The organism is Streptococcus parapneumoniae, from assembly GCF_037076355.1.
In the GTDB taxonomy this organism is placed as follows: Bacteria; Bacillota; Bacilli; order Lactobacillales; family Streptococcaceae; genus Streptococcus; species Streptococcus parapneumoniae.
The window spans coordinates 983,765-1,003,985 of sequence record NZ_AP026968.1 but is presented as its reverse complement, the minus strand read 5'-3'; the positions used below and the strand labels follow the sequence as shown (position 1 = coordinate 1,003,985).

General features: G+C 36.9%; 19 protein-coding genes and 2 pseudogenes. 7 read left to right on the top strand and 14 right to left on the bottom strand.

All coding sequences use genetic code 11. From position 1 onward, the window contains the following. Positions 1-53 precede the first annotated feature (53 nt). Together uvrB and SP4011_RS05145 are read right to left on the bottom strand one after the other, a co-directional pair. Positions 54-2,042: an excinuclease ABC subunit UvrB gene (gene uvrB / locus SP4011_RS05150; protein WP_338620184.1), complete on the bottom strand. Its 1,989-nt coding sequence runs from the start codon at positions 2,040-2,042 to the stop codon at positions 54-56. Between the two features lie 76 nt (positions 2,043-2,118). Next, complete coding sequence (locus tag SP4011_RS05145; protein ID WP_338620182.1) at positions 2,119-3,072, bottom strand: CPBP family intramembrane glutamic endopeptidase; 954 nt, start codon at positions 3,070-3,072, stop codon at positions 2,119-2,121. Positions 3,073-3,245: 173 nt separating this feature from the next. Between SP4011_RS05145 and SP4011_RS05140 the strand changes: the two genes are divergently transcribed. From SP4011_RS05140 to zwf, 3 genes are all read left to right on the top strand, one after another. Beyond that, positions 3,246-5,411: an ABC transporter substrate-binding protein/permease gene (locus SP4011_RS05140; protein ID WP_338620180.1), complete on the top strand. Its 2,166-nt coding sequence runs from the start codon at positions 3,246-3,248 to the stop codon at positions 5,409-5,411. Continuing rightward, positions 5,411-6,151 (top strand): amino acid ABC transporter ATP-binding protein, encoded by a 741-nt coding sequence (locus SP4011_RS05135; RefSeq protein ID WP_023936216.1) that lies wholly within the window; start codon positions 5,411-5,413, stop codon positions 6,149-6,151. The genes SP4011_RS05140 and SP4011_RS05135 overlap by 1 nt, the downstream gene beginning before the upstream one ends. Before the next feature lie 150 nt (positions 6,152-6,301). Further along, positions 6,302-7,789 carry a glucose-6-phosphate dehydrogenase gene (gene zwf / locus SP4011_RS05130; protein ID WP_338620177.1) on the top strand — a complete coding sequence of 496 codons (1,488 nt, stop codon included), beginning with the start codon at positions 6,302-6,304 and terminating at the stop codon, positions 7,787-7,789. Between the two features lie 44 nt (positions 7,790-7,833). On the opposite strand, the gene ftsY is transcribed toward zwf, so the two are convergent. From ftsY to SP4011_RS05115, 3 genes are read right to left on the bottom strand one after another with little or no spacing between them, the layout of a single operon-like run. Then, positions 7,834-9,123 carry a signal recognition particle-docking protein FtsY gene (gene ftsY / locus SP4011_RS05125; protein ID WP_338620175.1) on the bottom strand — a complete coding sequence of 430 codons (1,290 nt, stop codon included), beginning with the start codon at positions 9,121-9,123 and terminating at the stop codon, positions 7,834-7,836. A gap of 3 nt (positions 9,124-9,126) precedes the next feature. After that, the gene (locus SP4011_RS05120) at positions 9,127-9,945 is read right to left on the bottom strand and encodes a Cof-type HAD-IIB family hydrolase (protein WP_338620173.1); all 819 of its coding nucleotides are present in this window, start codon (positions 9,943-9,945) and stop codon (positions 9,127-9,129) included. After that, positions 9,945-10,736: a Cof-type HAD-IIB family hydrolase gene (locus SP4011_RS05115; RefSeq protein ID WP_000594095.1), complete on the bottom strand. Its 792-nt coding sequence runs from the start codon at positions 10,734-10,736 to the stop codon at positions 9,945-9,947. The genes SP4011_RS05120 and SP4011_RS05115 overlap by 1 nt, the downstream gene beginning before the upstream one ends. Before the next feature lie 182 nt (positions 10,737-10,918). On the opposite strand from SP4011_RS05115, the pseudogene SP4011_RS05110 reads away from it, so the two are divergent. The 4 genes and pseudogenes from SP4011_RS05110 (at position 10,919) to SP4011_RS05095 (ending at position 13,200) form a co-directional block, all read left to right on the top strand. Beyond that, a pseudogene (locus SP4011_RS05110) lies at positions 10,919-11,103 on the top strand (hypothetical protein). Further along, on the top strand, positions 11,084-11,434 hold the full coding sequence (gene tnpB, locus SP4011_RS05105) for an IS66 family insertion sequence element accessory protein TnpB (RefSeq protein ID WP_000974360.1): 351 nt from the start codon (positions 11,084-11,086) through the stop codon (positions 11,432-11,434). Before SP4011_RS05110 ends, tnpB begins: the two are co-directional and overlap by 20 nt. A gap of 169 nt (positions 11,435-11,603) precedes the next feature. Then, positions 11,604-11,798: a transposase gene (locus tag SP4011_RS05100; protein WP_014017266.1), complete on the top strand. Its 195-nt coding sequence runs from the start codon at positions 11,604-11,606 to the stop codon at positions 11,796-11,798. Continuing rightward, positions 11,782-13,200 (top strand): annotated as a pseudogene (locus tag SP4011_RS05095) (IS66 family transposase). Before SP4011_RS05100 ends, SP4011_RS05095 begins: the two are co-directional and overlap by 17 nt. 110 nt (positions 13,201-13,310) lie before the next feature. On the opposite strand, the gene SP4011_RS05090 reads toward SP4011_RS05095, so the two are convergent. The 9 genes from SP4011_RS05090 to SP4011_RS05050 form a co-directional block, all read right to left on the bottom strand. Beyond that, positions 13,311-13,562, bottom strand: a complete 252-nt coding sequence (locus SP4011_RS05090) for a PqqD family protein (RefSeq protein WP_000890592.1) — start codon at positions 13,560-13,562, stop codon at positions 13,311-13,313. Between the two features lie 82 nt (positions 13,563-13,644). Then, on the bottom strand, positions 13,645-14,475 hold the full coding sequence (locus tag SP4011_RS05085; RefSeq protein WP_001016194.1) for a hypothetical protein: 831 nt from the start codon (positions 14,473-14,475) through the stop codon (positions 13,645-13,647). Next, positions 14,475-15,113 carry a type II CAAX prenyl endopeptidase Rce1 family protein gene (locus SP4011_RS05080; RefSeq protein ID WP_000620476.1) on the bottom strand — a complete coding sequence of 213 codons (639 nt, stop codon included), beginning with the start codon at positions 15,111-15,113 and terminating at the stop codon, positions 14,475-14,477. The genes SP4011_RS05085 and SP4011_RS05080 overlap by 1 nt, the downstream gene beginning before the upstream one ends. Before the next feature lie 269 nt (positions 15,114-15,382). Further along, positions 15,383-16,183: an ABC transporter permease gene (locus tag SP4011_RS05075; RefSeq protein ID WP_338620169.1), complete on the bottom strand. Its 801-nt coding sequence runs from the start codon at positions 16,181-16,183 to the stop codon at positions 15,383-15,385. Next, positions 16,176-17,156, bottom strand: coding sequence for an ABC transporter ATP-binding protein (locus SP4011_RS05070; RefSeq protein ID WP_000895179.1), 981 nt, complete (start codon positions 17,154-17,156; stop codon positions 16,176-16,178). The genes SP4011_RS05075 and SP4011_RS05070 overlap by 8 nt, the downstream gene beginning before the upstream one ends. A gap of 20 nt (positions 17,157-17,176) precedes the next feature. Continuing rightward, positions 17,177-17,971 carry an ABC transporter permease gene (locus SP4011_RS05065; RefSeq protein ID WP_000599441.1) on the bottom strand — a complete coding sequence of 265 codons (795 nt, stop codon included), beginning with the start codon at positions 17,969-17,971 and terminating at the stop codon, positions 17,177-17,179. Continuing rightward, on the bottom strand, positions 17,968-18,429 hold the full coding sequence (locus SP4011_RS05060) for an NUDIX hydrolase (RefSeq protein ID WP_000584689.1): 462 nt from the start codon (positions 18,427-18,429) through the stop codon (positions 17,968-17,970). The genes SP4011_RS05065 and SP4011_RS05060 overlap by 4 nt, the downstream gene beginning before the upstream one ends. Before the next feature lies 1 nt (position 18,430). After that, positions 18,431-19,345 carry a DNA-3-methyladenine glycosylase family protein gene (locus tag SP4011_RS05055; protein WP_000855624.1) on the bottom strand — a complete coding sequence of 305 codons (915 nt, stop codon included), beginning with the start codon at positions 19,343-19,345 and terminating at the stop codon, positions 18,431-18,433. Then, positions 19,314-20,114, bottom strand: a complete 801-nt coding sequence (locus tag SP4011_RS05050; protein WP_000734059.1) for a hypothetical protein — start codon at positions 20,112-20,114, stop codon at positions 19,314-19,316. Before SP4011_RS05050 ends, SP4011_RS05055 begins: the two co-directional genes overlap by 32 nt. Positions 20,115-20,221 lie beyond the last annotated feature (107 nt).

Below are 20,221 nucleotides of genomic sequence, written 5' to 3'. Positions count from 1 at the left end.
TTATATCAGTAAAAATTGGCTAATTCATTATCACACTACATTTACGAATTCCCTTACCCCAACGTCTTGACTTCCAGCATCATATCACGAATCTGAGCTGCTAGTTCAAAGTCAAGCACTTCAACTGCTTCTTGCATTTGTTTTTCTAGTTTCTTGACGAGTTCTTTGCGCTCTTGTTTATTGAGGCTGTTGATGTCAACTTCCTTGTCTTCTTCCTTAGCAACTGCCTTGGTCACAGCAATCAGGTCACGGATTTCTTTCTTGATTGTCTGTGGTACGATACCATGCTCTTCATTATAAGCCATCTGAATTTTCCGACGGCGAGAAGTTTCATCGATGGCACGTTGCATAGACTGGGTAATCGTGTCCGCATACATAATGACATGTCCCTCACTATTACGAGCAGCACGTCCAATAGTCTGGATGAGGCCACGCTCATTTCGTAGGAAGCCTTCCTTATCAGCATCGAGAATCGCTACGAGGCTCACTTCAGGAACGTCAATTCCTTCACGGAGCAGGTTGATTCCGACCAAGACGTCAAAGACACCCAAGCGCAGGTCACGGATAATCTCCGTCCGTTCCAAGGTCTTAATATCTGAGTGCATGTACTTGACCTTGATGCCCATTTCCTTAAAGTAGTCGGTCAAGTCCTCTGCCATTTTCTTAGTCAAAGTTGTGATAAAGGTTCGTTCGTTCTTTTCAACACGGGCATTGATTTCACCTAAGAGGTCATCAATCTGTCCCATAGTCGGACGAACTTCCACCTCAGGATCCAAAAGACCTGTTGGTCGAATGATTTGCTCAATCACTGTCTCAGTCTGTTCATTTTCATAGTCACCAGGTGTCGCTGAAACGTAAACAATCTGATGAACGTGACTCTCAAACTCCTCCCGACGGAGAGGACGATTGTCCAAAGCTGATGGCAAGCGGAAACCATAATTCACCAGCATTTCCTTACGAGAACGGTCTCCATTGTACATGCCTTTGATTTGTCCCATGGTCATGTGGCTCTCATCAATCATGATTAAGAAATCATCTGGGAAGAAATCTAAGAGCGTATAAGGAGGCTCACCCTCACTACGTCCATCCATGTGGCGTGAATAGTTTTCAACCCCGTTGGTGTAGCCCATCTCACGCAGCATTTCGATATCGTACTCTGTCCGTTGTTTCAAGCGCTGGGCTTCAAGCAATTTGCCTTCCTTTTCAAAGACAGCTAGTTGCTCTTCCAACTCTGCTTGAATCTTAGCAATGGCAACTTCCATGTGGTCGTCATTGGTCACAAAGTGAGTGGCTGGGAAAATCGCCAGATGATCCACTTCTCCCAAGACCTGACCTGTCAGAGCCTCAACTTCACGAATACGTTCAATCTCATCACCAAAGAACTCCACTCGAAAAGCGTGTTCATCACGGGAAGCAGGGAAAATCTCCACCACATCCCCACGAACGCGAAATCTTCCCCGTTGGAAATCAATATCATTTCGCTCAAATTGGATATCCACCAAGTCATTCAAGAGTTTATCACGGGAAATTTCAAGACCTGGACGGAGACTAACGACACTATCAGCGTATTCCTTGGGCGAACCCAGACCATAGATACAAGAGACTGAGGCCACTACAATAACATCATTGCGCTCCAAAAGGGCTGAAGTCGCTGAGTGACGAAGTTTGTCAATCTCGTCATTGACAGAACTATCCTTTTCAATATAGGTATCGCTAGAAGGGACATAGGCCTCAGGTTGGTAATAATCATAGTAAGATACGAAGTACTCAACTGCATTTTCAGGGAAAAATTCCTTGAACTCTCCATAGAGCTGGCCTGCTAGCGTTTTATTGTGGGCAATGACCAGAGTTGGTTTATTGACTTTGGAAATGACCTGACTCATGGTATAGGTCTTCCCTGTTCCAGTCGCCCCCATCAGAATCTGAGCTTTTTCTCCACCCTCGATATTATCAACCAACTGCTCGATAGCTTGTGGTTGATCTCCTGATGGTTGATATTTTGATACTAGTTTAAATTGATTATCTGTAATACGATTGATCATAATAATCCTCTCTCCATGTGTTATTCCTATTTTAGCATACTTGTAGCATTTTCACGAAGAAAAGGACGGACCAAAGTCACATCCTTTCATTTTCTTTCTTTAATTGATAGGCGAGATAGACAATCAGCAGTAGCAATACTAGACTTGTCATGATAGAACCCTCAATCCCAAAAGATCCTCCTGATAACCAGCCTTGATTGCCTTGTGGAGTAAATTTCATGATTGATGTTCCTGAAGACTGACCACTAACTAATACTCCAAAGAGGTTTCCCTGTGCGAAATTCCAAGCTCCATGAATACCACCTATACCCCATATAGTATCTGTTTTAAGAAGATATAGGGACATGGCAACTCCGAATAAGAAGAGATTCACTAGAGATAGAGGTGTTAGACCAGAATTTCCCACATGAAGCAGGGTAAAAAGTACGCTAGATATAAGAATAGCCAGTTTTAGATTGGTTCTTGAGGCCAATTGAGGAAGGAGCCAAGCACGGGCTACCACTTCTTCTGTTGTCCCCTGTAAAATCCAAAAAGGGATAGTAAAGACTACAAAGACAAGCGAGTAAAGATTCAAGTGAATGGATTCCAAACGATATTGACCTAAGACCACCAAACCTAACAAGGTCAGAAGAAAAAGTGCCAGACCTAGACTAAATCCTTTCAGAAGATTGCTGAGGAAATTCTCTCTATAAAATCCCAAGGTTCGAATAGGTCTTTTCTCAACTTTTCTTGTCCATCTGAACACAGTGTTAAGAATAAAACCAAAGGCCAGTAATCCTAAAATTAAACGAAAGTCACTTGTTTTATCCGTCAAGCTCTGATGCAAGGTCTGCAAGTAGGTTGCAAGATTTTGACCAGCCTCTCCAAAATTTCTAGCAAGTCCGATGAGAGCTAACAAGCCAATACCATACAAAGTAAAAGCCACAAACTCTCCTATGAAGACAAAAACAAAGGCTAACAAGGGGCTTGTGTAAATGTTTAAACTCATTTTTGAAGTTTGGAAGTCTTTAAATATTCTTTTGTTCTTCATATCCTCGTCCTCTTTTCTTCTATTATATACTATTATTATAGCACTTTGTGATAACAATTCAAGAAAGAAAAGAAAAAATCAATGTTATATTTTCTGACACAAAAAATATAAAAATTTGCCTTTTTTTACTTTTTCTGATATAATGAGAGAATATTCGGAAAAGGAGACTAAAAATGAAGAAAAAATTTCTAGCATTTTTGCTAATTTTATTCCCAATTTTCTCATTAGGTATTGCCAAAGCAGAAACTATTAAGATTGTTTCTGATACCGCCTATGCACCTTTTGAGTTTAAAGATTCAGATCAAACTTATAAAGGAATTGATGTTGACATTATCAATAAAGTCGCTGAGATTAAAGGATGGAACATTCAGATGTCCTATCCTGGATTTGACGCAGCGGTCAATGCTGTTCAAGCTGGTCAAGCTGACGCTATCATGGCAGGGATGACAAAGACGAAAGAACGTGAAAAAGTCTTTACCATGTCTGATACTTACTATGATACAAAAGTTGTCATTGCAACTACAAAGGCACACAAGATTAGCAAGTACGACCAATTGTCTGGTAAAACTGTTGGTGTTAAAAACGGAACAGCCGCTCAACGTTTCCTAGAAACGATTAAAGATAAATACGGCTTTACTATTAAAACATTTGACACTAGTGATTTGATGAACAACAGCTTGAGTGCTGGTGCCATCGATGCCATGATGGATGACAAACCTGTTATCGAATATGCCATTAACCAAGGTCAAGACCTCCATATTGAAATGGATGGTGAAGCTGTAGGTAGCTTTGCTTTCGGTGTTAAAAAAGGTAGCAAATACGAGCACCTAGTTACTGAATTTAACCAAGCCTTGGCTGAAATGAAAAAAGATGGTAGTCTTGATAAAATCATCAAGAAATGGACTGCTTCATCATCTTCAGCAGTGCCAACCACAACTACTCTAGCAGGCTTAAAAGCTATTCCTGTTAAAGCTAAATACATCATTGCCAGCGATTCTTCTTTTGCACCTTTTGTTTTCCAAAATTCAAGCAACCAATACACTGGTATTGATATGGAATTGATTAAGGCAATTGCTAAAGACCAAGGTTTTGAAATTGAAATCACCAACCCTGGTTTTGATGCTGCTATCAGTGCTGTTCAAGCTGGTCAAGCTGATGGTATCATTGCTGGTATGTCTGTCACAGATGCTCGTAAGGCAACTTTTGACTTCTCAGAATCATACTACACTGCCAATACTATCCTTGGTGTCAAAGAATCAAGTACCATTGCTTCTTATGAAGATTTGAAAGGGAAAACAGTTGGTGTTAAAAACGGAACTGCTTCTCAAACCTTCCTAACAGAAAATCAAAGCAAATACGGCTACAAAATCAAAACCTTCGCTGATGGTTCTTCAATGTATGACAGTTTAAATACTGGGGCAATCGATGCCGTTATGGATGATGAGCCTGTCCTCAAATATTCTATCAGCCAAGGACAAAAATTGAAAACTCCAATCGCTGGAACTCCAATCGGTGAAACAGCTTTTGCTGTTAAAAAAGGCACAAATCCAGAATTGATTGAAATGTTCAACAACGGACTTGCAAACCTTAAAGCAAACGGTGAATTCCAAAAGATTCTTGATAAATACCTAGCTAGCGAATCTTCAACTGCTTCAACAAGCACTGTTGATGAGACAACTATCTGGGGCTTGCTTCAAAACAACTACAAACAACTCCTTAGCGGCCTTGGTATCACTCTTGCTCTAGCTCTTATCTCATTTGCTATTGCTATTGTTATCGGGATTATCTTCGGTATGTTTAGCGTTAGCCCATACAAATCTCTTCGTGTGATCTCTGAGATTTTCGTTGACGTTATCCGTGGTATTCCTTTGATGATTCTTGCAGCCTTCATCTTCTGGGGAATTCCAAACTTCATCGAGTCTATCACAGGCCAACAAAGCCCAATTAACGACTTTGTAGCTGGTACTATTGCCCTCTCACTCAATGCGGCTGCTTATATCGCTGAAATCGTTCGTGGTGGTATTCAGGCTGTTCCAGTTGGTCAAATGGAAGCCAGCCGAAGCTTGGGTATTTCTTATGGAAAAACCATGCGCAAGATTATCTTGCCACAAGCAACTAAATTGATGTTGCCAAACTTTGTCAACCAATTCGTTATCGCTCTTAAAGATACAACAATCGTTTCTGCTATCGGTTTGGTTGAACTCTTCCAAACTGGTAAGATTATCATTGCCCGTAACTACCAAAGTTTCAAGATGTATGCAATCCTTGCTATCTTCTATCTTGTAATTATCACACTTTTGACTAAACTAGCGAAACGCTTAGAAAAGAGGATTCGTTAATGGCAAAACTAAAAATTGATGTAAATGATTTACACAAAAGCTACGGAAAAAATGAAGTCCTAAAAGGAATTACGACTAAGTTCTATGAAGGAGATGTGGTTTGTATCATTGGTCCTTCAGGTTCTGGTAAGTCAACTTTCCTCCGTAGCCTAAATCTTTTGGAAGAAGTTACTAGCGGTCACATCACTGTGAACGGTTATGACTTAACTGAAAAAACAACCAACGTTGACCACGTCCGTGAAAATATCGGAATGGTGTTCCAACACTTCAACCTCTTCCCACACATGTCCGTTTTGGACAACATCACCTTTGCTCCTATTGAGCACAAGTTGATGACTAAGGAAGAAGCTGAAAAATTGGGAATGGAGTTGCTTGACAAGGTTGGGCTAGCAGATAAGGCTAAGGCATGTCCAGATAGCCTGTCAGGTGGTCAAAAACAACGTGTAGCCATCGCTCGTGGACTTGCAATGAATCCAGACATCATGCTCTTTGATGAACCAACTTCTGCCCTTGACCCTGAAATGGTCGGAGACGTACTAAACGTTATGAAGGAATTGGCTGAGCAAGGTATGACCATGATTATCGTAACCCATGAGATGGGATTTGCTCGTCAGGTTGCTAACCGCGTTATCTTTACTGCAGATGGTGAATTCCTTGAAGACGGAACACCTGATCAAATCTTTGATAACCCACAACACCCACGTCTGAAAGATTTCTTGGACAAGGTCTTAAACGTTTAAACGCAAACTGTAAGGATTTCCTTGCAGTTTTTTTCTACCTCGTATTGGAATTTTTGATTTTTCGGAAAATTATGTTAGAATTAAGTTTATGAAATGAGGTTTCCTCATACCTAGCAAGACTAGGAATAAAAATAGAAATTAGGTAGCTAGATGTCATCTAAGGTTATTGTTACAATTTTCGGTGCGAGTGGAGACCTGGCTAAACGCAAGCTCTACCCTTCCCTATTTAGACTATATAAATCCGGCAATCTTTCCAAACATTTTGCCGTCATTGGAACTGCTCGTCGTCCTTGGAGCAAGGAATATTTTGAATCTGTAGTAGTTGAATCTATCCTTGATTTGGCAGATAGTGCCGAACAGGCTCAAGAATTCGCTAGCCACTTCTACTATCAAAGTCATGATGTCAATGATACAGAGCACTATATTGCTTTGCGTCAATTGCAGGCCGAACTCAATGACAAGTACCAAGCTGAACACAACAAGCTCTTCTTCTTGTCGATGGCACCTCAGTTCTTTGGAACCATTGCCAAACACCTCAAGTCTGAAAACATTGTTGACGGTAAAGGTTTTGAGCGCTTAATCGTTGAAAAACCATTTGGTACAGATTACGCAAGCGCAAGCAAGTTAAATGACGAACTCCTAGCAACATTTGACGAAGAACAAATTTTCCGTATCGACCATTATCTTGGTAAGGAAATGATCCAAAGCATCTTTGCAGTTCGCTTTGCCAACCTGATTTTTGAAAATGTTTGGAACAAGGACTTTATCGACAATGTTCAAATTACCTTTGCAGAGCGCTTGGGTGTAGAAGAACGTGGTGGCTACTATGACCAATCTGGTGCCCTCCGTGACATGGTACAAAACCATACTCTACAACTGCTTTCCCTCCTTGCCATGGACAAACCAGCAAGCTTCACAAAAGACGAGATTCGTGCTGAGAAGATTAAGGTCTTTAAAAACCTCTATCATCCAACTGATGAAGAACTTAAAGAACACTTTATCCGTGGTCAATACCGCTCTGGTAAGATTGATGGCATGAAATACATCTCTTATCGTAGCGAGCCAAATGTAAATCCAGAATCTACAACTGAAACCTTTGCATCTGGTGCTTTCTTTGTAGACAGCGATCGATTCCATGGTGTTCCTTTCTTCTTCCGTACTGGTAAACGTCTGACTGAAAAAGGAACTCATGTCAACATCGTCTTTAAACAAATGGACTCTATCTTTGGTGAGCCACTTGCTCCAAATATTTTGACCATCTATATCCAACCAACAGAAGGCTTCTCTCTTAGCCTAAATGGGAAACAAGTAGGAGAAGAATTTAACTTGGCTCCTAACTCACTGGATTACCGTACAGATGCGACCGCAACTGGTGCTTCTCCAGAACCATACGAGAAATTGATTTATGATGTCTTAAATAATAACTCAACTAACTTTAGCCACTGGGATGAAGTTGGTGCGTCATGGAAATTGATTGACCGTATCGAAGAGCTCTGGGCTGAAAATGGTGCCCCACTTCATGACTATAAAGCTGGAAGCATGGGACCTCAAGCCAGCTTTGACTTACTTGAAAAATTCGATGCCAAATGGACTTGGCAACCAGATATCGCTTATCGTCAAGATGGTCGTTTAGAATAAAAAAAATCCTGCAAGTTTGTACCTTGCAGGATTTTTGCTTCTGATTAGATTAAGCCTTCCAAGAGACCCTTCATAAAGTTTTCTGAGTTAAACTCTCCAATATCATCGATTTTTTCACCAAAACCAATCAATTTTACAGGAATATTGAGTTCTTCACGGATAGCTAAAACAACACCACCTCGAGCAGTTCCATCAATCTTAGTCAAGACAATTCCTGTCAAAGGGGTAATTTTAGAAAATTCTTTGGCCTGTACAAGAGCGTTTTGACCTGTTGATGCATCCAGAGCCAAGAAGGTTTCATGAGGTGCTTCGGGCACAACACGTTTGATAATACGACCAATCTTCTCCAACTCAGCCATGAGGTTGTCCTTGTTTTGCAGACGACCAGCGGTGTCAATCATAAGAATATCGATACCTTCAGATACGGCACGTTCCATTCCATCAAAGACTACACTGGCTGGGTCAGCTTTTTCAGGTCCAGTCACAACTGGAACGTCCACACGACGGCCCCATTCAGCTAGCTGGGCTACCGCTCCTGCACGGAAGGTATCTGCCGCAACCAACATGACTTTCTTACCTGCTTGTTTGTAGCGGTGAGCTAGTTTCCCGATAGAAGTTGTTTTCCCAACACCATTGACCCCGACAAAGAGCATGACTGTCAAGCCATCTTGGAAGTGGATACTTTCATCGTAGTTGCCATCCTTTTCATAAAGCTCAACCAATTTCTCAATAATGACACGGCGAAGTGCATCAGGTTTCTTGGCGTTTTCAAGCTTGGCTTCGTAGCGTAACTCCTCTGTTAAGTTAGAAGCGACTTGGACACCAACGTCACTCATAATCAGCAGTTCTTCCAGTTCCTCGAAAAATTCTTCGTCAACAGAGCGGAAGTTAGCAAAGAAGGCATTCAAGCGAACTCCGAAGCCTGTACGAGTTTTCTTGAGACTACGGTCATATTTTTCCTGAACAGTTTCTTCTGCTTGAGGCCTTTCTGGTTCAAGCACTTCAAAATTATTTTCTTCTACAGTCTCTAGTAGCTCAGAATTCTCTTCCTCTGTGACTTCTTGTGAGTTTGGCAATTCTTCGACTTCTTCTTGAGAAACTTCTACAACTGGCTCTGAATTCACACTTTCTTCAACTGTCTCTTGATTATCCTCTTCTTCGAGCAAAGATTCTTCAGAACTTTCAACCACTGCTTCTTCTTGAGGAACTTCCTCAGCTTCTGTTAAGGTAGGCTCAACATCTTCAGACAAATCAAGATTTTCTAGAGCTTCTTTTACAACTTCTTCGATTTTAGGTTCTTCTTTTTTTCCGAATAGACGGTCAAATAATCCCATATCTTAGTTCTCCTTTAGTACATATTCTTCGATAGCCCAGGCGACAGCTTCTTCATCGTTGGTCATTGGAGTCACTACATTTGCGACTGCCTTGACTTCGGGAACAGCGTTTTGCATGGCAACACCGAGCCCTGCCCACTCAATCATAGAGAGGTCATTGGCCTCGTCACCACAGGCCATAACTTGGCTTTGGTCAATTCCAAGATGGCTGATTAGTTTTGCCAAGCCTGTTGCTTTATGAACATTCTTTGGTGACCACTCTAGCAACATTTCACGTGATTTAAAGATTTCATATTGGTCAAACAATTCTGGAGAAATCTTCTGAATGGCTGCATCCAAGGGTTCTTGAGCAAAGGCAGTCACACATTTATTGTAAGTCATTTGACTAGATAGGTCTTCAAAAGCAGTTGGAATAAACGTTAGAGTTGGGTTTAACTGGGCATATAAACTTTCTTGGTCAGACTGAAGCTGATAAACTGTTCCTTCTGAAATGGCGTATAAGGGGATTCCTAGTTTTTCAGTTTCCTCGTAAATTCGAGTCACATCATCATATGAAAAGACTGTCTTATCAAGGATTTCACCTGTATTTTTCTGAACTAATCCACCATTAAAAGTAATGGTATACTCATCTTCGTGGCCGTCAGTCCCTAGCTCATGGAGGAAGAAATCCATAGCTTTTAAGGGACGACCAGTTGTCAATACAACCTTAATACCACGATCACGCGCTGCTTTCAAGGTTGCCTTGGTACGATCCGTCAACCTTTTATCAGTAGTCAGCAAGGTCCCGTCCAAGTCCAATGCAATCAATTTTATATCTGCCATTATAAGCCCTCCATGTAAGCTATAACCGACTGGTCCTTATGGTGACCAATCACAGTCTTTGCTAATTCTAAAATTTCAGGTCGTGCATTTTCAGGAGCTACAGGATGTCCCACAACCTGCATCATATGCAAGTCATTTAGATTGTCTCCAAAAGCCATAACCTGATCCATTGTGATGCCAAGTTTTTTAGCCAATTCAACAATGGCCACTCCCTTATCGACATAGTCCAGAACAATATCAATGGATTCAAAGCCAGTTGTCATAGCCTTAACACCAGGAACATGTTCATTGACCCAAGCTTCACCAGCTTCCAGCGTTTCTTCTGTGAAGTTAGTCGTAAATTTGAAAATATCATCTGTAATATCTTCCAGACTCGCTACTTTTTGGATATTTTCATTATAGTGCTGACTCACTTTTAAATAGGTCTCATCAACCGTATCTAGCACATAAGAGCCTTTTTCCCCCGTCAAGAGCAGTTTATTGATGTCTACATAAGGTGACGTTTTCAGCTTTTCAAAAGTCGTCAGATAAAAGTCACGAGACATAGTCGCTTCATACAAATCCTGACCTTGATACTCTACCAAACTGCCATTTTCCGCGATGAAAATAATATCATCACGTACATCAGCAAATAATTTTTCTAAGGATAGAAATCCGCGCCCTGAAGCTACCGCAAAGTAAATCCCTTTTTCCTTGTAGGAAACCAAGAGAGACTTGAGGCGGTCCATATCAAAGCGTCCTTTCTCATCTAGGAAGGTTCCGTCCATATCCGTTGCTACTAGTTTAATCATAAATTCTTCATACTCCAATTAATAAATCCATCTTCTATTATACCATAGAAAAAGCAAATAGCGCCTAATCCATTTGAGATTAGACGCTTGATAAACATAAGCGCGTCATAACAAGGTATCTATCATTCATGGAAGACCTCCTGTATACTATTAGTAAAGTAAAACTATTGGAGGATATTGTAATGCCACAACCTATTGTTCCTGTAGAGGTTCCACAATCTCATCGTTTTGATTCTAAAAAGAGAAATGATCTTCTGCTTACAGTTCGTATTGGAAAGCTTGAACTCAGTTTTTTCAAGCTCTCAATCAAGAAATGATAGAAAAACTTTTGGATAAGGTGTTGCTCTATGGCAATTCATCTATCTAGCCTAGGGCAGGTCTATCTCGTTTGTGGGAAAACCGATATGAGACAAGGCATTGATTCACTAGCTTATCTCGTTAAAACCCACTTTGAATTAGATCCCTTTTCAGGTCAAGTCTTTCTCTTTTGTGGTGGACGTAAAGACCGCTTTAAAGCCCTTTACTGGGATGGTCAGGGATTTTGGCTACTTTATAAACGCTTTGAGAACGGTAAACTGACTTGGCCAAGTACAGAAAAGGATGTCAAAGCTCTCACACCTGAACAAGTAAACTGGCTTATGAAAGGCTTTTCTATCACTCCCAAAATAAATTCATCAGAAAGTCGTGATTTCTATTGAAATGAGGACTTTCTTTTTAGTATAGTGAATTGAAATAAGATATGAACATCTCTATCAGGAAAGTCAAATTAATTTATAGAAATATTTTAGCAGTCAAGGTGTACTGTTATAGATTCAATACACTATATAATAAAGTTAGGAAATAAGGAGGAAAGTCTATGGGAGAAGATTGAAAATCATTCAACAACAGAGTGCTATAATTGATAGTCTCACCAATGAACTTGCCCTTCTGCGTGAACAAGTGGCTTATCTAACGCAAAAGCTCTATGGAAAATCCTCTGAGAAAAGTGTTTGCCCCTCTGGACAACTCAGTCTTTTTGAGGAGGAACAAAATCTGGAAGAAGACTCTGACTTACCCAGTTGAAAGAGAAGAAATCACCTACAAACGTAAGAAAGTTAAAGGGAAACGTCAATCTCTTCTTGCCCAATTTAATTCAGAAGAAGTTCATCATCGCTTAGAGGTCTGCATTTGCCCTAACTGTCAGGGAGAGCTAAAAGAAATTGGAGCGAGCCTTCAAGGACAAGAATTGGTCTTTATTCCTGCGCAATTAAAAAGAGTTGATCATATTCAACACGCTTACAAGTGCCAAGCATGCAGTAAGAATAATCCAAGTGATAAAATTGTAAAAGCTCCTGTCCCTAAAGCCCCTTTGGCGCATAGCCTTGGCTCAGCCTCTATTATCGCTCACACCATCCATCAGAAGTTTAATCTGAAGGTACCCAATTATCGCCAAGAAGAAGATTGGGCTAAGATGGGTTTACCAATCACACGTAAGGAAATTTCTAATTGGCATATCAAGACGAGTCACTATTATTTGGAGCCCCTTTATAATCTTTTACGAGAAAAGTTGTTAGAACAATCTCTTCTTCATGCGGATGAAACCTCTTATCGGGTTTTAGAGAGTGATAGCCATCTGACCTACTATTGGACCTTTTTGTCAGGGAAAACTGAGGAACAAGGCATCACTCTTTACCATCATGATCAGCGTCGGAGTGGTTCGGTAGTACAAGAATTCCTAGGAGATTATTCTGGATATGTGCATTGTGATATGTTGCGGCAGTAACTTAGGACTTTAGTCCTCTAGTTCTGCCTATGCGATAGCAGTCCAAGGTTTAGGAGCAAGGCGACGCTAAGCTTGGTAAACTGCGAACCGCTAGAAGCTTATCGTCAACTGGAAGAGGCTGAACTTGTTGGATGTTGGGCACATGTGAGAAGGAAGTTTTTTGAAGCGACCCCCAAGCAAGCAGATAAATCATCCTTAGGAGCTAAAGGTTTAGCTTATTGTGACCAGTTATTTGCCTTGGAAAGAGACTGGGAGGTTTTGCCAGCTGATGAACGACTACAGAAACGTCAAGAAGAGCTCCACCCCCTAATGGAAGACTTCTTTGCTTGGTGTCGGCGTCAGTCAGTTTTACCTGGTTCAAAACTAGGAAGGGCAATTGAATACAGTCTCAAGTATGAAGAAACCTTTAAGGCCATTTTGAAAGACGGGCATCTGGTCCTTTCCAATAATCTAGCTGAACGTGCCATTAAATCATTGGTTATGGGACGTAAAAATTGGTTGTTTTCTCAAAGTTTTGAAGGAGCTAAAGCAAGAGCTATTATTATGAGTTTGTTGGAAACAGCTAAACGTCATCAACTAAATAGTGAAAAATATCTATCCTATCTTCTAGAATGTCTTCCAAACGAGGAAACTCTCGTAAACAAAGAGGTTTTAGAGGTTTATTTACCATGGATTAAAGTTGTACAAGAAAAGTGCAAATAAGAAATCTCCAGATTAGGAACTGTCAATGAGTTCTCTAGTCTGGAGATTTTTCAATATACTTCGTTATTGGGCGCTTACAAAGATTATTACTAGATGTTTTGAATATATTCCTATTTTTCAGTTAAGACACCTAACACCAATAATTTTTTGATAATTTTTTCTAAATCTTTTTCGGCTTTCTTCTCCTTTACATCATAATTATTTAATATTTCTGCTAACAAATACTCCCTAGAGATTCCATTTCTGATGCTTTCCCAAATAAATGGAGCAATACCTGTAAGGATGTGAACCTTATTATTATAAATTAGGAATAAATTGTTGTCCTGATATTTTTCAGTGACAAAAGGATTCTTTTCTAACATTCTTAGTTCTCCTCTCCTTTTGATGATTTAAATTACAATATTTTAATAAAAAACTTTATTTCACTAATGCCACAAAATAGATTTATTCTGTGTATTGCGCAATTAATTTTTCGCACTCTAAGTTTATTTTTTGACATTCTTTTAATACTATGACTGTCTTAGCCTTTAAACTTAGTTCATCCGAAAAATCAATCTGATTGTATGATATCACCATTGATTCACTTAAGCTGATATTCAGCTGGTTAGATTTCTCAAGTCTGTGTATTTTTTTAATTAACCATTTTTTATTTGGATTAGTCTCACCAAAAAGTGAAAGGTAGGAACTAATGCAGTCTTCTAACAAAGACAATGCCATATATAGAGAAGTGTCATATGCTCCTTCTTCAAAAGCTCCTTGAATATCTGTAACTCTAATACTATAATACATCCTCACTCCTAGAGGGACAATCAAATTATACTTGTTATAGTCTATAGAATTTTTTAATTTTCTAAAAAATTCTACTCCACCAAGTGGTTGCGCAAATTTTAATCGATGAAAAAAATCATAATAAGGACTATATTTCGATCCTTGTCCTCTATTAACAAGCTCTGCATAATTCTGGATAGCATCTACTTCATGTAACTCAATGTCATAATCAACCTCTCTATATGTAATCGTTAACATTCTTTTATGTTCACGTTTGAATAATGAAAAATCTTGATTTTGATTGACAAAACTTGTTAGAACTTGATCATCAATTCTATTTAAAATTATGAATATATCTATATCAGAGCGACTATTACCAAAACCTTCAAAAATTGAACCTGCAACAAATACTGTATTTATATTAAGAATATTGAATTCCTCGTAGATACTAAATCTCGATAATAAATTTTCTGCTAATTTTTTAGCATTATTATTTAAATGATTCATTAAAACACCTCATTCTTTTGTTTTTTGCTATAAAGGTACATTCTATAATTAGTAACAAACCAAGGTATATTACACAATACATGGAAAATAATTGAATAAATAATATTATGTGTAAAATAGTATATTAGAAATGAGAATAAAGATAGGATGAATAGTTTCAAGTGAAATGTTATATCATTACTCTGTCCAATATAATGAGCTAGATTAAACAATAAAGTTGTTAGTAAAAAGATAATCAATATTTCCTTTATAGAGCCTGTGATTGGGATTGTTCCTCTATAAAACAGTTCCTCTATAAGAGGCATCACGGTAACCTCGCTAAAACGTGATAATAATTGTTCTTTCCTGACCTCCCCAAAATATGAAAATATTGCAGGATTATTTGAATAAGATAAATTTTTAAAATCAATAAGAATATATATGATACTTAAAATAATTGGTAATAAAATCATATAATTTATAAAAAAACTATATGATGGATACTTTATAATAAGAAATATAGCTAGATATGGAATATTAATACTTAATATCCTGACAATACGTAAAAGTAAATCACCTCTAATTTTGCTTTGAATTTGATAAGATAGAGGCAAAGCAATCCAAAATACAACAATTATTGCTAAAACTAGTCTAATCAATGATTTCTCCTGTTTTTTAAAAAAAGATAAAACCATCTTAAGTATTAGACTTAAGATGGTTTTTAAAATTAACTCTATAACACAATCCTGTTAAGCCTTAACATTAATTCCAGCTGCTGATTTTAACTCAGATACTTTAGGTGTTTGGTATTTTTTCTTTGCCATACACTATACTCCTTTCTAAAAATTAAGAACTACACTCTTATTATATATGATTACTATACAAGTATACTATAAATAGCAATAAAAGGCAAGTCTTTCCGTTAATATTAATAGAAATCGATACTACCATTTTTCCTTAAATGAGCCTCTCCAAGTTTTAGCACAACTATTGTAGTTAATATTATTAAAATATTAACTACTAAAAACACAAAGAAAATTGATGATATTTTTAGTAAGGATTGACCAATTAGTATTTCCCTTAGTAAAGAGATTGTATATGATAGAGGGAATAAGCTTCCAATAATTCTTACAAATTTTGGGGATATGCTCAAAGGTACTTGGACACCACTAAAAGTATCTTGTGGACCTTGAATTAATACAAATAATAATGTCCCGTCTCGCATTATTATGAAAAAGCTTGCAATGAAGGCGGACCAAATCCATACCGCTACTATCATTATTATAATAGCTAACGTAATTTTAAGAACGGAAATAAAATCCTTTTCGCTATATAAAAAAATACCTAAAATAAACAATAATATGAAAAACCATGAGTTACTCAAAACTAGTGAAAAACTTCTAATATATATCCACCTTATTTTGTTAATTGGAGCTAAAAATATTTGGCTTAATGTACCTTGAATTCTTTCCGAACCAAGACGCCATGAACTTTGCACAGCATTTGAAAATAGTATAAAAACACAATAGCCTATAAAAATAAAATAATATAGCTGCTGTTCTGAATTAATATTGTCAATTTTTAATTTTTCAATAGGAAACAAACTCAAATTATAAAACGTCTGGATAAAAGAAAAAAGTGGCCAAATAATAAGTGAAAATAAATAGAAGCGATTTATACTATCGTTTAATAATGTTCTCCTCAATTCAGCCCTAAACATGCTAATCATCTTTATTCTCTTTCTTTAATTTAATTATAGCGTCTTCAAGAGACGGTTCAATTACTTGTAGTTTATTGAATTTGTACCCATGTGACGTTAAAGTACTTAGCACTTCTGTAACCTCTCGATCTTTTAACTTCAGCCTAAATACACACTCTCCATCCACATCAGTTATTTCACTTTCGGGAAATATATTATTCAGATTTAGTATAGACCGATCATCTGTACCAGTCTCGATAAGATTAATAATAACTTCCTTATCTAAAGAAAGCTTCTGCAGTACTTCGTCTTTCGTTCCTTCTAGTATAATTCTACCCTTGTTCAGTATATAAATATAATCACATAATTCTTCAGCTTCTGCCATATAGTGTGTTGTGAGCAAAACTCCCTTATTTTTATTATTAGCAATATCTTTAATTCTTTCTCTTAGATCCCTAGAAACACTAACATCTAATCCAATTGTAGGCTCATCTAGAAAGAGGTAGCTAGGATTGTTAAGTAATCCTTTAATGATTTGAAGACGCTGTTTCATTCCCTTCGAATATTGTTCAACTGGAATATCGCGACTTTCCCACAGACCGAACTCAATTAGTAATGGTTCTGAGATACTTAATGCATCATCCCTCGATATATTATATAGCGAGGCAAAATATACAAGATTTTCAATAGCTGTAAGACGCCAATAAAGATTTCGTTCACCACCGTTAATAACATTGATTTTTTTTCTTGTAAGAGCCAGGTCATCATTAATATCATTACCATCTAGTAAAATTTCTCCACTATCCGGTAGAAGCAATGTCGTCATCATTTTAATTAGAGTAGTCTTTCCTGCACCATTTTCACCCAAAACTCCTATAATTTTTCCTTTAGGTATATTTATTGATACATTCTTTACTGCATTCTTTTTAATTTTAGAACTGCTAAAAATTTTGCTTCTTTTTTTTATAACATAATGCTTACTTACATTTTTTACTTCTAACAACTTTTATCTCCCCTTATTTTTTAATATGAGATGTATCCAATAACTTTCTGCTCCACTTTCTTGTAGTAAAATAAACCAACAAGATAATATATTACTGCCCCTATCAAACCTTTTAAAACCACATTAAATATGTCGTTATAAGTATAGTTAGAAGTCATAAGCATACGGATAAATTCTAGTGCATGAGTCAATGGAATAAGTTCACCAATAAAGCTCAATGGTATTGGCAATATATGTCTTGGAAATGTTATACCTGATAATAAAAATATTACTACAAAGAGTGTATTTTGACTAAGAAATGTGTCTCGCAACCACAGCATAATATTAGAAAGTAACACTCCCATACAAAACGAAATAAGCGAAACATACACAGTTCCTAATATCCATACAACAGGAGATATACTTAAAATTTCCGCCCCTAACATCAAAGCAAGAAGGATTGTACACATACATTCTATACAAGTTCGTCCCAATTGTTCGATAAAAACCCCAAAGTAATATTTTCTAACTTTATAAGGTGTTATTAGTAAACTTTCTAGAGTACCTTCTTTGACTTCTGTAATTAGCGACCTACCAACATTCATTAGAACCGCTACAGACACATTATAAAATATCATTCCTATAGCAGCGTAGGTGAAGTAGTCTTTAATAAAATAACCAGAGCCAATCTTTGATTGATTAGTAAACATATAATTAGCTATCAACCAAAATACTATTAGTTGAAAAAATGCATCTAAGATTCTATTCAAAAATAAAGTAATTGGAAAGTATCTCTTGTACATTTGCCAATTTCGTTTAATTACAGCTAGAATCATCTGTCTCCTCCTTCATAATAGATCTTTTCATAATAAATATTGTGTAAGTAGCTTTCTATGGCTACTTTGTTTTGTGGAAGTATATTTTTAGGTAAACTATAAAGCTTGGACCAAAATAAACCTTTTATTTGATTAGGCTCGTTTATACGATATTTAATTTCTCCATCAATTGGGAGATCATAAAGAAAATAAGTATAAATATAATTATCTCTAACATTTTGTATCATCGTAATGAATTTCAATTTTTCTGGAACAACTTCCAAATTTAATTCTTCATGAGCTTCTCGAACTGCTGCATCCCTTAATTCTTCCTGATTTTTAACATGTCCACTGACACCTAAATCCCAATATCCGTCCATATAGCCCGTCTGATCACGTAACTGAAGAAGCACCTCATCCCCACTCTTTATAATTATTGAAACTGTCAATTTAAAGTTTCCGTCTTCCAAAATTATCAAATCAATTTTCCTCTTTGTTTAACATCCAATATTCCCAAATATAATAAACCTGCAAAGATTTATTACCACTCCAATTGTTTGTTACACTATTCACATTTATTTTGGATATACTTCTTTCAGGTAAATTATATAGATATTCAATAGCCCGATGCAAGCCTAGATCAGCAACTGGTACAATATCCGGGGCTGTAAAATAAAACAAACCTAACATTTCAACTGTCCATTTACCTATACCTTTGATACAGATCACAATATCTTTCAATTCACTATATGAATAATCATCTAAAGGTTTCTCCATTTTGCGTACTTTAATAGCTAAACTAATGATAGCGTCTGCACGTGTTAAGGGAATTCCAATTTCCCTTAGTTGAGTAACGGTTAAACTTGTAGCAATGAATTCAGCTGTAGGAAATTGAAAGTAGTGAGTTCCTTCGAATTCTATGCTATCTCCATAATACTCAATAAATCTTCTAACTATATTTGAGGCAGCCTTCAAACTAACTTGTTGGCTAATAATCGTTCGTATTATACAATTCAAGATGTTTGTATCCTTTATGATTCGGAGTCCCTTTAATGATTTAAACAATATTGTGGAGTCTACTGTTCCGTAAGCATAAGCATCTATTTTATTATAATTATTATTATGTAAATCAAAAATACTAAATACTTTGTTAAACATCTGCTGAGTCTCACTATCACTTAGTTCACCTAATAGCATAGTGACTTGAAAATCATTACCACATTGTGAGACTTCAAATAAATAATTAGTATCATTATTTCTAATAAAAATTCTACAAGCACTGTCATCAATTCTCACAATTGGGAATAATTTCCCCATCCTCTCAAGACAGTCCAGTGATTTACTCAAAGAATAATTAGTTACTCTAACTTTTTTTATTGTTTTCATTGTTTTCATTATTTTCTATCTCTGTCATAGCCCAGTTCTTGCTCACATATTTAGGGACGCTACAATATTGTAATGTCCATACACTTTCATATCTATGAGTACACTCCCTTTCATCATACTCAACGACTTGTCTAAAATACTTAACTTTATTCCTTATTATGCTATAATACTTATCTGCGGGTTCAAATATCTGACATTCGATTAACTTATATACTGGCACAGTCACACATGTGATTAAAGGTACATACCCCTCTTCAAATGCCTTTTGCTTTACCCAATCAGCATATTTAAAATATTTGTCATCCAAGTCTAATAGTAGGACACTCCTCAATTGATTTGTAAGAAAAATTGTCTGTTCCAATTCTTTGCATTTTTCCCTATTTAATAGTTTGTATACTTCGTCACATGAGTAGTCAAATTCATTAAGCGATAAAACCCATTCCCCTGAAAAAAATTTTTTAACTATATCAATCGGGATAATCTTCACATTAGAGCCCTTATTAGCTTTCCATTCTAAAAATTCAAATATCACACCTTCAGGTAATTGGTGATTTTCATTATCAGAAAAAATCCAAAGCTCATCACAAATTAGCTCAAGAGATACACAATCTTTGACACATTCAAACTTATTATTCTCATAATAAGTAGTTGACAAATAGTAACCCAAATTGTTAGTTGGATTGACAGGAATATTGCCAGTATTTAATACAAAACTTATAAAAAGTTCAATTAAATGGATGTTATCACCATCGTAAGAAGTATATATCAGCTTTTTCATCCTTTTTGTTCTCCAATTTACTACGTTAATTAATATCAGCAATATGAGTTAATATTATCTTTCGTACTCGTATAATCCACTTATAATCAGATGTATTACTAATGTGA

What these genes read in the sequence shown, in the direction of transcription:
- uvrB (WP_338620184.1), bottom strand. Translation starts at nt 2,042, where the DNA reads ATGATCAATCGTATTACAGATAATCAATTTAAACTAGTATCAAAATAT.
- SP4011_RS05145 (WP_338620182.1), bottom strand. Translation starts at nt 3,072, where the DNA reads ATGAAGAACAAAAGAATATTTAAAGACTTCCAAACTTCAAAAATGAGT.
- SP4011_RS05140 (WP_338620180.1), top strand. Translation starts at nt 3,246, where the DNA reads ATGAAGAAAAAATTTCTAGCATTTTTGCTAATTTTATTCCCAATTTTC.
- SP4011_RS05135 (WP_023936216.1), top strand. Translation starts at nt 5,411, where the DNA reads ATGGCAAAACTAAAAATTGATGTAAATGATTTACACAAAAGCTACGGA.
- zwf (WP_338620177.1), top strand. Translation starts at nt 6,302, where the DNA reads ATGTCATCTAAGGTTATTGTTACAATTTTCGGTGCGAGTGGAGACCTG.
- ftsY (WP_338620175.1), bottom strand. Translation starts at nt 9,123, where the DNA reads ATGGGATTATTTGACCGTCTATTCGGAAAAAAAGAAGAACCTAAAATC.
- SP4011_RS05120 (WP_338620173.1), bottom strand. Translation starts at nt 9,945, where the DNA reads ATGGCAGATATAAAATTGATTGCATTGGACTTGGACGGGACCTTGCTG.
- SP4011_RS05115 (WP_000594095.1), bottom strand. Translation starts at nt 10,736, where the DNA reads ATGATTAAACTAGTAGCAACGGATATGGACGGAACCTTCCTAGATGAG.
- tnpB (WP_000974360.1), top strand. Translation starts at nt 11,084, where the DNA reads ATGGCAATTCATCTATCTAGCCTAGGGCAGGTCTATCTCGTTTGTGGG.
- SP4011_RS05090 (WP_000890592.1), bottom strand. Translation starts at nt 13,562, where the DNA reads ATGTTAGAAAAGAATCCTTTTGTCACTGAAAAATATCAGGACAACAAT.
- SP4011_RS05085 (WP_001016194.1), bottom strand. Translation starts at nt 14,475, where the DNA reads ATGAATCATTTAAATAATAATGCTAAAAAATTAGCAGAAAATTTATTA.
- SP4011_RS05075 (WP_338620169.1), bottom strand. Translation starts at nt 16,183, where the DNA reads ATGATTAGCATGTTTAGGGCTGAATTGAGGAGAACATTATTAAACGAT.
- SP4011_RS05065 (WP_000599441.1), bottom strand. Translation starts at nt 17,971, where the DNA reads ATGATTCTAGCTGTAATTAAACGAAATTGGCAAATGTACAAGAGATAC.
- SP4011_RS05055 (WP_000855624.1), bottom strand. Translation starts at nt 19,345, where the DNA reads ATGAAAACAATGAAAACAATAAAAAAAGTTAGAGTAACTAATTATTCT.
- SP4011_RS05050 (WP_000734059.1), bottom strand. Translation starts at nt 20,114, where the DNA reads ATGAAAAAGCTGATATATACTTCTTACGATGGTGATAACATCCATTTA.